Raw genomic sequence first — 13,649 nt, 5'->3', positions numbered from 1 at the left:
CGTTAATCCGGCGTGATTTCGGCGATCACGTGAAACGACTCGAGCGTGTAGCCCATGTTGAAGTACCCCGCGCGCGCGTAGGTCGCAATACGCTCGAGGCGCTCGGGATCGTCGCGCGACCCTGCATGCGCGTTGCGCGCGCGGACAGCCGCGGGGCGCCGGTCACGATCGACCCGCTGCCGCACGGCCTCGAAGGAGCCGAACACGGCCCGCCGATAGAACGATGCAAGCTTCATTGACATCCTGCGCCCTCCTGCTCATGGCATGGATCGAATCTAGTCGGCGGCACGCACTAGCGCAAACAAGCATTTGTGCAATGCATTGCGCCGCGGATGCAATGTCGGCGTGGCCGTGCCGAACGGCCCGATGAAGCGCGCGGCACGCCCGCGCTCGCCTGCCCTCATTCGCGATAACCATCGCGCTCGATATTGTTTGCGCGCGAGCCGCTATCTAAATAACGGTTGTACCGCCGTGAAACTATCCGAGGACACCCGTGGTCCATCGGCCGACGTCGTTGGGCTATCCTGTTGCGCTACTTCCACTTCGATAGCTCGCCGCACGCCATGGCTCTTTCTCCGTTGCCTCCACTCGCATGTCTGCAAGCATTCGAAGCTAGCGCCCGTTATCTGAGCTTCACTCGTGCGGGGCAGGAACTGCACCTGTCCACTAGTGCTGTGAGCCGTCAGATATCTCAACTCGAAGAATTCCTGGGACGCCGGCTGTTCGTGCGGGAGCACAACACGCTGAGGCTCACACCAGCAGGGGAAACCTATGCGGTGGATGTGCGGCGCATGTTGGAGCTGTGCACTAGCGTTACATCGAGTTTGATGGCTCGCGTCGTCAGGTCTCGTCTCACGGTGTCCTGCACAGCTGGCCTCTCGGTATTCTGGCTCGCGCCGAGAATCGGCTCGTTTATCGATGCGAATCCCGATGTGGACCTGCGCATCATCGTGCGGGACCACTTTGGAGCCGTCTCGCCGGCTGAGTACGACGTAGGCATTTTCTATCTGCGCAACCCCGAGGTTCCCGGCACGCACATTCGGAAGCTTTTCGACGAAGAGGTATTTCCGGTTTGTTCGCCTACGTATCTTGCTGGGCGCAAACTGAAGCCAGCGGAACTGCTGTCCTGCACGCTGCTTGTTCTGGAGGACGCGGAACGCAGCTGGATGTCGTGGCACACCTGGTTTGAACAGGCAGGGCTCGAACGACCAGCGCTCAATCAAACCATCATTATCAACAGCTACCCACTCATCGTGCAGCTTGCGACGCATGGCAAGGGCGTCGCGCTCGGTTGGAACCGGGTCATTGACCCGCTCCTCGAGCACGGCGCACTCGTCAGAGCATCCGACTCTTACGCCACCATGGGCGGCTCATACTTTGTCACATGGCCATCAGAGCGTGCGGAAACACCTGCCGCACGTCGTTTCCGTGAATGGGTAATCGGTCAGACACTCACACCCTGACGTCTCCGTTCAAGCCTCTCGATGCGCTTGCGTTTTTTGCAAGCGCGTTTGCGAATTTAGCGTTATGCGGCCGTCATGCCAAAAATTACATTGATTGCGTGACGAACCGCGAACGCTCATCTCGCTAAACGACAATTGAGAGAGGTCTATATGGCAACGAGTGCATCAAGCGGCATTCTGGTGGGCGAGCCGCTCGTAAAGACAGCGACGCGCCGGAAGGCGATTTTCGCGACTGTCATTGGCAGCGGCCTGGAGTGGTTCGACTTTTCCGGGTACGCGTTCTTCGCGGCAACCATCGGTAAGCTATTTTTCCCCGCAGGCAACGAGACGACGTCGCTGCTGCTATCGCTGGCAACTTTTGGTGTTGGTTTCGTGATGCGACCGCTCGGCGGCATCGCGTTCGGCATCTACGGCGACAGGGTGGGTCGCAAGCGGGCGCTGTCGCTCGCGATGCTCGTCATGGCGCTCGGCTCGGGCATCATTGCTTTCGCCCCTACGTACCAATCTATCGGCATCGCCGCGCCGTGTCTTATCGTCGTCGCGCGATTGCTGCAGGGGCTGTCCGCTGGCGGCGAAATGGGCGGCGCTACCGCGTTCCTTACCGAGCATGCTCCAGCTAAACGTCGTGCTTTCTATTCGAGCTGGATTCAGACCAGTATCGGTTTCGCCGTGGTCATCGGCAGCCTTACCGGTACGCTCATCACGTCGAGCATGTCGGCTGATTCGCTGACCGCATGGGGATGGCGTATTCCGTTTTTCATCGGCATGCTGGTGGCCCCGGTTGGATACTACATTCGGCTGAAAATCGAGGAAACGCCCGAGTTCGTAGCGGAGAAGCGCCACACCTACACGCCGCTGCGTGACGTCATTCGCGAGTATCCCCGCCAGGTGCTCTCCAGCCTGCTGATGGTCGTTCTGTGGACCGTCTGCACATACGTCATCCTGTTCTACATCCCGACTTATGTGGTGAAGTATCTGCACATGACCCAGCGTGAGGGCTTCACGTCGGGCGTCGTCAGCGGTATCGTGCTGATGGTCATGGCGCCCGTGTTCGGGGCACTGTCGGATAAGGTCGGCAAGCGGCGGGTCCTGTCGGTCGCTGCGCTCGTTATTCTGGTTGCCAGCTATCCACTGTTCTCTCACCTGATTAAATCGCCCGACTTGGCCACGCTGCTGACCTTCCAGGCGATTTTCGGCGTGCTGATTGCTGCATACACCGGCCCGATTCTGGCTCTCTTCACGGAAATGTTCCCGAGCCGCGTCCGTGCGACCGGATTGTCTTTGGCCTACAACGGCGCAGTGACCATCTTCGGTGGCTTTGCCGCTTTCATCATCACCTGGCTCACCCAACACACGGGTGATGCCGAGTCTGCGTCTTATTACATCATCTTCGCCGCGGTGGTTAGCCTGCTCGGCATCTTGCTGACAAAGCCATACCAGGCTTGAGGAAATTCACATGAGCATGTTGGTCATCGAAGGGGTGAATGTTTTCGACCCCGCAACGAAGAAACGCCAGACAAACGTCAATGTCTGCATCGCCGACGGGAAGATCGCGGCAATAGGACAGATACCGTCGTCGTTTGTCGGTGCCCGCAGAATGAGCCTCCCCGGGCGCACCGTGTTGCCGGGTTTCATCGATCTGCATGTCCACGTCGTCGCGTCGAATGCGAATCTGGGCGCTAACGCGATGCTGCCAAACTTCCTGGCTGCGCTTAAAACGTTGCCCATCCTGCGCGGCATGCTGAATCGTGGGTTCACGACCGTTCGCGATGCAGGCGGCGCTGACTTTGCAATGTGCGATGCTGTCAACAGCGGCGTGCTTTGGGGCCCGCGCATCCTGTCTTCGGGCAAGGCGTTATCGCAGACCGGTGGCCACGGCGACTTCCGTCAGCGCAATGACAAGCTTGACGATGCCTGCGGGTGCCTGGGGCGTCAGGGAGCGATTGCCCGGGTGGTCGATGGCGTCGAGGCGATGCGCCTGGCAGTACGCGAAGAACTCCTCAAAGGGGCCTCCCAAATCAAGATAATGGCGTCGGGCGGTGTCGCTTCGCCCAATGACCCCATCACCAACACGCAGTATTCGGAAGATGAAATCCGTGCCGCGGTTCAGGAAGCGGAGGCTGCCGGGACTTACGTGATGGCGCACGCCTACACCGCTCGTGCCGTCCGGCGCGCCGTCGAGTGCGGGGTGAAATGTATCGAGCACGGCAACCTTATCGACGAGGAGACTGCCCGTCTGCTGGCGGAGCGTGGCGTAGCGGTTGTGCCCACAATCGCCACGCTCGACCGTCTCATTGAACAAGGTCCCGCGCTTGGTTTCCCCGCTGAATCGCTCGCGAAGATTGAGGGAGCGCGCTCCGTCGGCCGGCAGGCAGTTGCGCTGATGGCGCGCGAAGGCGTGAAGGTAGGGTTCGGCTCGGACATGCTGGGCGAGCTGCACGCCTTCCAGTCCGACGAGTTCGCGGTTCGGGCAGAAATCGTCGGCAACGTTGAAGCCATCCGGTCGGCAACCTGCGTTGCCGCCGACATCACGGGTGAAACAGGCGTGCGGGGAACGGTCGCCGTCGGCGCCGTGGCTGACCTCATCGTGGTCGACGGTGACCCGATTGAGGACATTTCCCTTCTGCTGGGGCAAGGTGAACACATTCCCGTGGTCATCAAGGCTGGCGTGTGTATGAAGGAGGCCGGCCGACTGCTCGAGCCAGTCGCAGAGTGAACTCCCGGCGCGCGGCCTCGGTCGCGCCCCCCCTCCAAAGGCGAAACCGAACATGACCTCTCTCGGCACCCGAAGTTTCGACGCCGACGCAACAGCTGCACTGCTGGACTATTCCCCGCTGGTGCGCGTTCTTCGGCAGACCATCATCGAGTACGGCGCGGGACACATCGTGAGTCCTGAGCGGCTGGCCATTCCGATGCAGGAAGCCGGCCTGATGCTGTCGATGCCTGCCAGTGCCAAAGACATCGCCATCCATAAGCTGGTGACGGTGTGTCCTTCGAATCGGAAGCGCCAGCTTCCGACCATCCATGGCCAGGTCATCGCATGCGACGCGCACACCGGGGACATGTTGTTCGTGCTCGACGGCCCGACCGTGACGGCGCGGCGAACGGCAGCGGTCACTGTGCTGGGCATCCAGGCCCTGCATGGCAAGGCTCCGCGCACAATGCTCATCATCGGCACCGGGAAACAGGCGGCCAACCACGCGGAAGCTTTCGCGGCCTCCTTCCCGGAAGCCAAACTGTTCGTCAAGGGCAGCTCCCAGGCAGCCGCGGGGGCCTTCGTGGCTCGGACCCGGTCGGTAGCACCGAACCTGTCTGTCCTTGATGGCGATGTGATTCCCGACAGCATTGAAGTCGTCATCACCTTGACAACGAGCAAGTCTCCGGTCTACACGTTGTCGGCGCGACCCGGCCGTCTCGTCGTCGGCGTCGGCGCTTTCACGGCAGACGCAGCGGAAATCGGCAGGGAAACCGTCGACGGAAGTTTCGTCGTTGTAGATGACCCTGTCGGCGCAACGCATGAAGCGGGCGACCTTATCCAGGCCGGGGTTGAATGGGCTTCAGTTTCTCCGCTAGCCAAGGCATTAGCTGGCGAGCTGAAGCCGAGTGCGCCGATTCTGTTCAAGAGCGTTGGCTGCGCTGCGTGGGACCTGGGCGCGTGCCGCGCAGCGCGTTCAGCGCTCGACTCGAACGCCCGTACAATCCGCGCTGACAGGTAAGTCGCGTCGATGTAAATCGCTGCCGGTCCCGTGCGGTGAGTAAAAGCAGGACATCCACAGATTTCACCGAAGCCAACATGAAAATCACACGCACCATCTCGACTGTTGAAGTTCACACCGGCGGTGAAGCGTTCCGCATTGTCACCAGCGGTTTGCCGCGCGTGCCTGGCGACACGATCGTCAAGCGACGTGCATGGCTAAAGGAAAACGCCGACGATATCCGCCGGGCCCTGATGTTCGAACCGCGTGGGCATGCCGATATGTACGGCGGCTATCTGACGGAGCCGGTCAGCCCCAATGCCGATTTCGGCATCATCTTTCTTCACAACGAAGGTTATAGCGACCACTGCGGGCACGGAGTCATTGCGCTGTCGACGGCGGCGGTCGAGCTTGGCTGGGTCCAGCGCCAGGTACCTGAAACGCGCATCGGCATCGATGCGCCGTGTGGGTTCATCGAGGCATTCGTGCAATGGGACGGCGAGCATGCGGGAAACGTTCGCTTCGTGAACGTGCCGTCCTTCATCTGGAAACAGGACGTGACGGTCGAGACGCTATCGTTCGGTTCGGTGACTGGCGATATTGCGTTCGGCGGCGCATTCTACTTTTACACCGATGGTCAACCACACGGACTCGAAGTTCGCGAATCGTCGGTGGAAGCACTCATTCGTTTCGGAGCAGAGGTCAAGGAGGCTGCGAACAAGGCGTTCGCGGTCGTGCACCCGGATATCCCTGAAATCAACCATATCTACGGGACCATTATCGCCAACGCGCCGCGCAGCGAGGGTTCCACGCAAGCCAACTGCTGCGTATTTGCCGACCGCGAAGTGGACCGTTCACCAACCGGTTCAGGTACCGGCGGACGCGTCGCTCAGCTGTATCTGCGCGGTAAGTTGGGAAAGGACGATACGCTCGTGAACGAGTCCATCATCGGCACGGTATTCAAAGGACGGGTGCTGAGCGAGACGACCGTGGGCGATTTCAGGGCCGTTATCCCCGAGGTCGAAGGAAGCGCATTCGTTTACGGCTTTGCGAATTGGATTGTGGACGAGCGTGACCCTCTCACCTACGGGTTCCTCGTACGATAACCGGCTCCTTCGATCGCGATGAACGCGGACCCACCAGGCATGACACGTGCAACACCTGAATCGAGCGGCGGTTGACGTTGCTGTGCCACACGTTGTAAATGTGCAGAAATCGTCGCCGCTGTCAGCGTCGGCGAGGCACGCATGATTACGAAACGCCCTTTTTTCACGATCGGCCATTCGACGCGCGCGTTGCAGGAGTTCGTCGGTCTACTGAAAGGCGAGCGGATCGCCTTGCTGGTCGACGTGCGTAGCATCCCGCGCTCGCGGACCAACCCGCAGTTCAATCGCGACACGCTGCCCGGCTCGCTCGCGCCCGAACATATCGGTTACGTGCATCTCGCCGCACTGGGTGGACGCCGCGGCAAACGCAAGGACGATGCGCCGTCGCCGAATACGTACTGGACCCATCCGGCCTTTCGCAACTATGCCGACTACGCAATGAGCGACGCCTTCCGCGACGGACTGGCGCAACTTCTGACGCTCGGTCATCGGCAGCGCTGCGCGATCATGTGCTCGGAAGCGGTCTGGTGGCGTTGCCACCGGCGTATCATTACGGACTATCTGCTGATGCACGAGGAAACCGTGCTGCACATCATGGACGCGCATCACACCAACGCCGCCACGATGACGCCGGGCGCCGAGCCCCAGGCCGACGGCAGGCTGGTCTATCCGGCTCAGCCGCCACACTGAGCCGACCCACGACACGACTGCACGCCAGTCACCTCACACCGCTTTATGGCCGTTACCACCAAACGCATGTCGAAAAACGGCGCGTCGCTCGACATGCTGCTTGACGACATCCGCTCCTGCACGCTCTGTGCACCGATGCTGCCGCACGCACCCCGCCCTGTGCTCGCGGCATCCGTGCGGGCGCGTATCCTGGTCATCGGCCAAGCGCCAGGCGCGCGCGTGCATGCGTCGGGGGTGCCGTGGAGCGACGCGAGCGGGGCACGTCTGCGTGCGTGGCTCGGCGTCGACGACACGACCTTCTACGACGCTTCGAAATTCGCCATCGTGCCCATCGGCTTCTGTTTTCCGGGTCGCGGCGCGAGCGGCGATCTGCCGCCTCGTCCCGAGTGCGCAAGCCGCTGGCATCGCGAATTGCTCGCGCACCTGCGTTCGGTGAAATTGACGCTGCTGATTGGGCAATACGCGCAGCGCTTTGGCTTGGGCGATGCATTCGGGACGACCTCGACCGATACGCTCGTCAGGTGGGCCGAGTTTGGACCTCACGTGATGCCGTTGCCGCATCCTTCGCCGCGCAATATCGCATGGTTCAAGCGCAATGCCTGGTTCGACGGCGAGGTGTTGCCGACTTTGCGCGAGCGTGTGGCGACAGTGTTGGCGGGCGGGGAGCTTTGAGCGCCGCGCACCTTCTGCGCGGACAGCCGCTCGTGGAAAAACACGCATCCTGACCGGGCATCCCGACCGGGCGTCCCAATCTTCGGAATGGTTACGGGTATACGTGGATTAGGAGGCGCAACCGCACTGCACTAACATTTTTGCGGTACCGCACGGCGCGTATCGAGCGCTTTCGAATCGGGGTTGCACGTCGCCACGCCAAAGTCTCGCGCTGTCTAGCGCACTCCCGGTGCCGTCCAGCATCTGCACACGATCGACGCAACGTCGATCACATCGACCAACGAAGACAAGAACCGGAGGATGAGATGACACAGCAACGGGATGACGATCAGGAACACGGCGGTAACCGATTCAGCACGGCGCGGCGGGGGCTGATGCAGGGCGTCGGACTCGGCGCGGCGCTTTCGCTGATGGGCGCGCTAGGCGGCGCAGGCGGACTGATCGGCACCGCGCAGGCGGCGGGGACGGCTTTTCCGTCGCACAAGAAGTGGCGGATCGTGTTCGTCAATCACGTCACCACCAACCCGTTCTTCGTGCCCACCCAATACGGCATTCAGGATGCTTGCTCGCTTCTCAACATGGACTATCAGTGGACCGGCTCGGCCACTTCGGACGCGGGCGAAATGGTCCGCGCCGTGAACTCGGCGATTGCCGCGAAGGCCGACGCCATCGCGGTGCCGATCGTCGATCCGAGCGCTTTCGACAAGCCCATTCAGGCCGCGCTCGACGCGGGCATTCCGGTGTTCGCCTATAACGCCGACGCGCCGCGCGGCAAGAAGAATCCGCGCCTCGCCTATATCGGCCAGGATCTCTATCTGTCGGGCTACCAGATGGGCGAGCGCATCGTGAGCCTCATCGACAGCGGCATGGTTGGGCTGTTCATTGCCACGCCGGGGCAGCTCAATATCCAGCCGCGTCTCGACGGCGCGAGCGACGCCATCAAGAAGTCCGGCAAGAAGATCGACATCCAGACCGTGGCCACGGGCGCGACCGTCAACGAAGAATTGTCGAAGATCAAGTCGTTCTATCTGGGCCACCAGGACCTGAAGGGCATGTTCGCCGTGGATGCAGGCAGCACGCAAGGCGTCGCGCAGGTGATGAAGGAATCGAACCTGCCCGCGAAGGGCGTGCACGGCGGCGGCTTCGATCTGCTGCCGAGCACGATCCAGCTCATCCACGAAGGCTTCCTCGACTTCACCATCGATCAGCAGCCCTACGTGCAGGGTTTCTATACGGTGATGCAGGCGTTCGTGTTCCTCAGCTCCGGCGGCCTCGTCGGGCCGGCCGAAATCAACACCGGCCTGAAGTTCGTGACGAAGGACAACGTCGAGCCGTACCTCAATACCTCGACGCGTTTTGAAGGCAAGACCGACAAGGAACAAATCGTTCCGCGGTCCGGCGCAATCAAATCGTGATGGATACTGTGAACGAAACCAGCAACCCCGAAACGGTCCGCGCGCCCCGGCGTGCGGGCGTTTCATTCGCGTCGCAATGGGCGGCCGAGCTGCGCATCCTGCTCGTGGCCGTGCTGCTGGCCGCCTATTTCGAATTCGCGAACCACGATTTCCTGCTCACCAACGCGAGCCTCGTCAACCTCTCGCAGTTCATCGCGCCGGTGGCGATCATCGCGTTCGGCGAAATCATGTTGATGATCGGCGGCGACATCGATCTCTCGGCGGGTATGGTGTTTGCGTTCGCGCCATTCATGATGGTGTTCGCGAATGACGCGGGCGCGCCGATGTGGCTCGCCGTGATCGCGGGGCTCGTGGCCGCGGCGGTGGTCGGCTTCGTCAACGGCGCGGTGACGGTGTGGCTGCGGCTGCCGTCGTTCGTCACGACGCTCGGCACGCTGTTTCTCATCAACGGCATCACGCTCACCCTCTCGCGCGGCACGCCCGCGCCCGCGCCGGGGTCGCCCACCTTCGCCGCGTTCATGGGCGCGTGGGGCTACAGCGAGATCATCTGGACTCTCGCGATCGCGTTCGCGATGCACGTGCTGTTGCGGCATACGCGCTGGGGCCTGCATACGCAAGCCGCGGGCGCGAATCCACTCGGCGCGAGCGAGGCCGGCATCCATGTGACGCGGCTGCGCCTCGGCAACTTCATCCTCGCGGCAGTGCTGGCGGGCTTCACCGGCATGCTCGAAGCCTTTCGCATCACCTCGATCGACCCGCAGGCGGGCGGCAACCAGATCATGTTCCTCGCCGTGGCCGCCGCCGTGATCGGCGGCACGCCGCTCACGGGCGGCTCGGGCACCATCGTGGGCGGGCTCATCGGCGCGGCGGTGCTCGGCATTCTCAACGACGGCTTTACGCTGATCGGCATCAACGCCTTTACCTTCAACATCATTCTTGGCGCCGCGATTCTGGCGGCGATGATATTCAATATCCACGTCGGGCGTATTCGCCGCAAAGGTGGACGCTGATGGAACCATCCCAAACCTCCCCCGCAGGCGCGAATGCCACGCCCGCCGCGGACAGCGCGAACGCGCCGCTCGCGCTACGCGGCGACAGCCTCGTCAAACGCTTCGGCGCGGTGACGGCACTCGACGGTGTCTCGCTCACGCTCGGCAAGAGCGAGATTCTCGGCATACTCGGCGACAACGGCGCGGGTAAGTCCACGCTCGTCAAGATCCTCACGGGCTTTCATCAACAAACCAGCGGCACGCTCCACATCGACGGAGCGGAGACGCTGTTGCGCTCGGTCGATCATGCGCGCTCGCTCGGCATCGAATGCGTGTATCAGGATCTCGCGCTCGCGAATTCGCTGAGCATTTATCACAACATGTTCCTGAACCGCGAACTCGTGCGGCGCGGGCCGTTCCGGTTGCTCGACCACAAGCAGATGCGCGAGCGCGCGGCGCAATGCCTCGACGATATCGGCGTGCACGTGCCTTCGGTGGATTTGCCGGTGGAGCGTCTATCGGGCGGCCAGCGCCAGGCCATCGCCGTGGCGCGCGCGGTGCATTCGAATGCGAAGATTCTGTTGCTCGACGAGCCGCTCGCCGCGATGGGCGCGCGCGAGGCGGGGCTCATCATCGATCTTCTGATGCGCCTGAAGGAAAAAGGCGGCCTGTCCATCATCATGATCATGCACAACTATGCGCAGACGCTCGATATCGCGGATCGCATCATGCTGATGCAGCGAGGACGCGTGACCTATGAGCAAGAGAGCGCGCTGACTTCGGTGGCGGAGCTGATGGACATCGTGCAACGGGAATACCGGGCCCTGCGCGCGAGCGGCGCGCAGTAAGCCGATGCGTTCGCGCTTTGACCTCGGGGCGGCACGGACGATCTCGCGCTTGCTCGATCGCGGCGGCTACGATCTGCCGCCATCTACTGCATCGCTTGCCTGGCAGGACGCTGCGGTATCAAAACCACGCAGACAGCCATGAACGCAATCAGAATCAACGACGCATAGAGTCGGCTGACTTCGAGCCCGCCTTGAGAAACGGGTTTGTCCAGCAAGTCGCCCAAGGTCGCGCCGAGCGGGCGTGTCAGGATGAACGCCGCCCAAAACATAGCGGTGCGCGACAGACGCGACCAGTAATAGAGCGCAGCGACGATCAGCAGACCCGCACCAAAGATCAAAGCGCCGTACTCATAGCCAAGCCCAAGGCCACCTTCGTCCGATCCCGCCACCCAATCGCCTAACGCCGTACCCAGAGTCTGGGAAAAGAGGATCGTCACCCAGTAAAACCACTCCGCTTTGGTCGTGGTCACGCTCTGCACTGCCACCGAGCCTTCCGATTTGTACCAGACACCCAGGCTCGCAAGCAGAAGCGCGAAGACAATGACCACGCCGCCCGGATAGCCGATTCCCACGGAGCGATCGAAGAAATCGGCCATCGTAGTACCGAGCGTGGTCGTGGCGACGATAGTCGCCCAATAGAGCACGGGGCTGAACCGCTCCGCGCGGATCTGCGCCGCGACCAGCCCGATAAAAATAACCGCAAAGATGGCCGAGCCTATCAGATAACCCAATTTGAGCGACATGGTTACCCAATCGCCGCCCGTTTCGCCAAGCGTCGTGGCGGCGATCTTGATGACCCAGAAGCCGAGAGTGATCTGAGGGACTTTGCTGACTATATTTGCGCGAGTTTGCGACGGGTTGCTATTCATCCGAGGGGCTCACTATTCTGATGGCTTGAACATAGGTGTAAACATCGCAGCGCAACGCTTAACAGACGCTTAAGCATTCTCACGGAGTGACGGCGGTCAGATTTTCCTGCGCGATCACAGAACGGTCATTCCGAGACCTTTCAACGCAGTTCCAGCCACATCGGCTGATGATCGGACGAGCGGCTCTGCGGGTCCACATCGCACGATGCAATGCGGGTGTCCAGGCCTTGCGTGACGAAAACGAAATCGCACGCGAACGGTCCATCGGGCCATTGCTCGTGATCGTACAGGCCGACCGTCGCGGCGCGTGGCTCGCCGGGATGCGCGCAGGCCCACGCATCGACAAACGCCGGCGCGTCCGCGATCGGTTCGAGCATCCGGCGATAGGCGGTGCCTTGGAATGCGCTGTTGAAGTCTCCGCAGAGAATTGCGCCGACCGGGCGCGCGGTATCGGCAAACGGGCTGTCCGGCTTTTCGCCACGTGCGGGAGCGCGCGCGTGAGCGCATGCTTCCTGATGCAGCTCGCGCAGTCCTGCCACTTGCGCGAGCCGCTGTTGCTCCGAATAGAACTCGAGGTGCGTGCTGATGACACGAAGCGGACCGATGTCGGCTTCGAGCACCGCTTCGAGCGCGACGCGCAGCATCGACGGCTTGGCCGGGTCGGCGGGCCACGGCAGAGAATGGCGAAGCACCTGACGAACCGGCAAGCGGGTCGCGATGGCATTGCCAAACTGCCGCCGATGACGGCTCGCGCCCAGCGACGGTAGGTCGGAGCCGATTACATCGAGCACGGTCATTTCCGGCAGTAGAGCGGCGAGTTCCGCGAACTGATCGGGCGATGGCGCGCCTTTCAGTCCGCCGGCCGCCGGTTCCTCGTTGAAGCCGCGCGTGACTTCCTGCAGACACAGAACGTCGAAGTCGCACAACGCGCGTGCTTCCCGCACGATCCGGCCGAGGTCGACGCGTCCGTCCACGCCGCAACCCCACTGAATATTCCAGTCGACCAGCTTCATGTTGGGCTCCTTGAAAAAGCCGATGACAGTTTACCGGCGCGCCCTCGCGTAACGAATCGGCACTCGACAGGACCAGTCACCGATGAAATTGCGCAGTAAAAATTGTCAGTGAAAGTAAGCGCCAAAAAATGTGGCGCGCCCAATCGATTAAGCTAGCCCTCGTCTGCGACCGGTTCAATTTTTCTTACAAAACAATGAACAGCTTCGATTCGTCCATCGAAACATACCTGTCCAACCTCCACTTCGGTCATTTCGCGACCCATTCCATACAAGCCGTCGCGGACATGTACACGTTCAAAGGCCTCGTGCTCATTCCCGTGCTGTGGTGGATGTGGTTCGAGCAAGACAAGTGCCGCGAATGGCGGCGAGAAATGGTGCTCGCGACGCTCGTCAGCGGCGTGATGGCGCTGTTCGTCGGGAGACTGCTGACGCACTGGTTGCCGTTCAGAGTGCGCCCGGTCTATAGCACCGAACTGCATCTGCGCTTTGCAAGCGGTGACATCAAGGACGCCGTGCTGACGAATTGGAGCTCGTTCCCGAGCGATCACGCGATGCTATGGATGGCGGTCGCCACCGGCATCTTCCTCGTGTGGCGGCGCATCGGTGTGCTCGCATTTCTCTATACCGCGCTGTTCATTTGCCTTCCGCGCGCCTATCTCGGCTTTCACTATCCGACCGATTTGCTGGTGGGCGCCGCCGTGGGGATCGCGATTACCCTCGTCATGACGCGCGATGCGATCCGCACGCGCTATGCGACCCCGGTGCTGCGATGGATCGATCGCTACCCGGGGCCCGCAGCAATGCTGGCCTTCATTCTCTGCCTCGAACTCGTCACGCAGTTCGACGAACTGCGCAGACTGGCGAGCGGTGTAGTCAAACACCTATGAAC

General features: G+C 61.7%; 14 protein-coding genes. 11 read left to right on the top strand and 3 right to left on the bottom strand.

The annotated features are described in order from the left end of the window. Positions 1-2: 2 nt before the first annotated feature. A complete protein-coding gene (locus tag BJG93_RS29880) occupies positions 3-242 on the bottom strand; it encodes a hypothetical protein (protein ID WP_027194853.1) in 240 nt (79 codons plus the stop codon). Between the two features lie 321 nt (positions 243-563). Here BJG93_RS29880 and BJG93_RS29875 point away from each other — a divergent pair, with 321 nt between their 5' ends. The 10 genes from BJG93_RS29875 (at position 564) to BJG93_RS29830 (ending at position 10,878) form a co-directional block, all read left to right on the top strand. Further along, a complete protein-coding gene (locus tag BJG93_RS29875) occupies positions 564-1,463 on the top strand; it encodes a LysR substrate-binding domain-containing protein (RefSeq protein ID WP_027194852.1) in 900 nt (299 codons plus the stop codon). Between the two features lie 150 nt (positions 1,464-1,613). Continuing rightward, a complete protein-coding gene (locus BJG93_RS29870; protein WP_034477602.1) occupies positions 1,614-2,909 on the top strand; it encodes an MFS transporter in 1,296 nt (431 codons plus the stop codon). 10 nt (positions 2,910-2,919) lie between these two features. Continuing rightward, entirely contained in the window at positions 2,920-4,179 is a 1,260-nt protein-coding gene (locus BJG93_RS29865) for a metal-dependent hydrolase family protein (RefSeq protein ID WP_027194850.1), read from the top strand. A 52-nt stretch (positions 4,180-4,231) separates the two neighbouring features. Continuing rightward, entirely contained in the window at positions 4,232-5,179 is a 948-nt protein-coding gene (gene lhpI, locus BJG93_RS29860; protein WP_027194849.1) for a bifunctional Delta(1)-pyrroline-2-carboxylate/Delta(1)-piperideine-2-carboxylate reductase, read from the top strand. Between the two features lie 77 nt (positions 5,180-5,256). Next, positions 5,257-6,264, top strand: a complete 1,008-nt coding sequence (gene lhpH, locus BJG93_RS29855; RefSeq protein ID WP_027194848.1) for a trans-3-hydroxy-L-proline dehydratase — start codon at positions 5,257-5,259, stop codon at positions 6,262-6,264. Between the two features lie 141 nt (positions 6,265-6,405). Next, positions 6,406-6,954, top strand: a complete 549-nt coding sequence (locus BJG93_RS29850; protein ID WP_027194847.1) for a DUF488 domain-containing protein — start codon at positions 6,406-6,408, stop codon at positions 6,952-6,954. Between the two features lie 45 nt (positions 6,955-6,999). Next, a complete protein-coding gene (locus BJG93_RS29845) occupies positions 7,000-7,626 on the top strand; it encodes a uracil-DNA glycosylase family protein (RefSeq protein ID WP_034477599.1) in 627 nt (208 codons plus the stop codon). 305 nt (positions 7,627-7,931) lie between these two features. After that, positions 7,932-9,041 (top strand): sugar ABC transporter substrate-binding protein, encoded by a 1,110-nt coding sequence (locus tag BJG93_RS29840; protein ID WP_027194845.1) that lies wholly within the window; start codon positions 7,932-7,934, stop codon positions 9,039-9,041. After that, on the top strand, positions 9,041-10,051 hold the full coding sequence (locus BJG93_RS29835; protein ID WP_027194844.1) for an ABC transporter permease: 1,011 nt from the start codon (positions 9,041-9,043) through the stop codon (positions 10,049-10,051). Before BJG93_RS29840 ends, BJG93_RS29835 begins: the two co-directional genes overlap by 1 nt. Next, positions 10,051-10,878, top strand: coding sequence for an ATP-binding cassette domain-containing protein (locus BJG93_RS29830; RefSeq protein WP_027194843.1), 828 nt, complete (start codon positions 10,051-10,053; stop codon positions 10,876-10,878). Before BJG93_RS29835 ends, BJG93_RS29830 begins: the two co-directional genes overlap by 1 nt. 83 nt (positions 10,879-10,961) lie before the next feature. Here the strand turns inward: BJG93_RS29830 and BJG93_RS29825 are convergent, their stop codons facing one another. Further along, complete coding sequence (locus BJG93_RS29825; protein WP_027194842.1) at positions 10,962-11,747, bottom strand: COG4705 family protein; 786 nt, start codon at positions 11,745-11,747, stop codon at positions 10,962-10,964. 140 nt (positions 11,748-11,887) lie between these two features. Continuing rightward, positions 11,888-12,760, bottom strand: a complete 873-nt coding sequence (locus tag BJG93_RS29820) for an endonuclease/exonuclease/phosphatase family protein (RefSeq protein WP_027194841.1) — start codon at positions 12,758-12,760, stop codon at positions 11,888-11,890. Between the two features lie 194 nt (positions 12,761-12,954). Here BJG93_RS29820 and BJG93_RS29815 point away from each other — a divergent pair, with 194 nt between their 5' ends. After that, complete coding sequence (locus tag BJG93_RS29815) at positions 12,955-13,647, top strand: phosphatase PAP2 family protein (RefSeq protein ID WP_027194840.1); 693 nt, start codon at positions 12,955-12,957, stop codon at positions 13,645-13,647. Positions 13,648-13,649 lie beyond the last annotated feature (2 nt).

The sequence above is a fragment of the Paraburkholderia sprentiae WSM5005 genome, from assembly GCF_001865575.2.
Classification (GTDB): Bacteria; Pseudomonadota; Gammaproteobacteria; order Burkholderiales; family Burkholderiaceae; genus Paraburkholderia; species Paraburkholderia sprentiae.
The sequence above is the reverse complement of the archived record's forward strand: the minus strand, read 5'-3'. Positions and strand labels throughout refer to the sequence as shown.

What these genes read in the sequence shown, in the direction of transcription:
- BJG93_RS29880 (WP_027194853.1), bottom strand. Translation starts at nt 242, where the DNA reads ATGTCAATGAAGCTTGCATCGTTCTATCGGCGGGCCGTGTTCGGCTCC.
- BJG93_RS29875 (WP_027194852.1), top strand. Translation starts at nt 564, where the DNA reads ATGGCTCTTTCTCCGTTGCCTCCACTCGCATGTCTGCAAGCATTCGAA.
- BJG93_RS29870 (WP_034477602.1), top strand. Translation starts at nt 1,614, where the DNA reads ATGGCAACGAGTGCATCAAGCGGCATTCTGGTGGGCGAGCCGCTCGTA.
- BJG93_RS29865 (WP_027194850.1), top strand. Translation starts at nt 2,920, where the DNA reads ATGAGCATGTTGGTCATCGAAGGGGTGAATGTTTTCGACCCCGCAACG.
- lhpI (WP_027194849.1), top strand. Translation starts at nt 4,232, where the DNA reads ATGACCTCTCTCGGCACCCGAAGTTTCGACGCCGACGCAACAGCTGCA.
- lhpH (WP_027194848.1), top strand. Translation starts at nt 5,257, where the DNA reads ATGAAAATCACACGCACCATCTCGACTGTTGAAGTTCACACCGGCGGT.
- BJG93_RS29850 (WP_027194847.1), top strand. Translation starts at nt 6,406, where the DNA reads ATGATTACGAAACGCCCTTTTTTCACGATCGGCCATTCGACGCGCGCG.
- BJG93_RS29845 (WP_034477599.1), top strand. Translation starts at nt 7,000, where the DNA reads ATGGCCGTTACCACCAAACGCATGTCGAAAAACGGCGCGTCGCTCGAC.
- BJG93_RS29840 (WP_027194845.1), top strand. Translation starts at nt 7,932, where the DNA reads ATGACACAGCAACGGGATGACGATCAGGAACACGGCGGTAACCGATTC.
- BJG93_RS29835 (WP_027194844.1), top strand. Translation starts at nt 9,041, where the DNA reads ATGGATACTGTGAACGAAACCAGCAACCCCGAAACGGTCCGCGCGCCC.
- BJG93_RS29830 (WP_027194843.1), top strand. Translation starts at nt 10,051, where the DNA reads ATGGAACCATCCCAAACCTCCCCCGCAGGCGCGAATGCCACGCCCGCC.
- BJG93_RS29825 (WP_027194842.1), bottom strand. Translation starts at nt 11,747, where the DNA reads ATGAATAGCAACCCGTCGCAAACTCGCGCAAATATAGTCAGCAAAGTC.
- BJG93_RS29820 (WP_027194841.1), bottom strand. Translation starts at nt 12,760, where the DNA reads ATGAAGCTGGTCGACTGGAATATTCAGTGGGGTTGCGGCGTGGACGGA.
- BJG93_RS29815 (WP_027194840.1), top strand. Translation starts at nt 12,955, where the DNA reads ATGAACAGCTTCGATTCGTCCATCGAAACATACCTGTCCAACCTCCAC.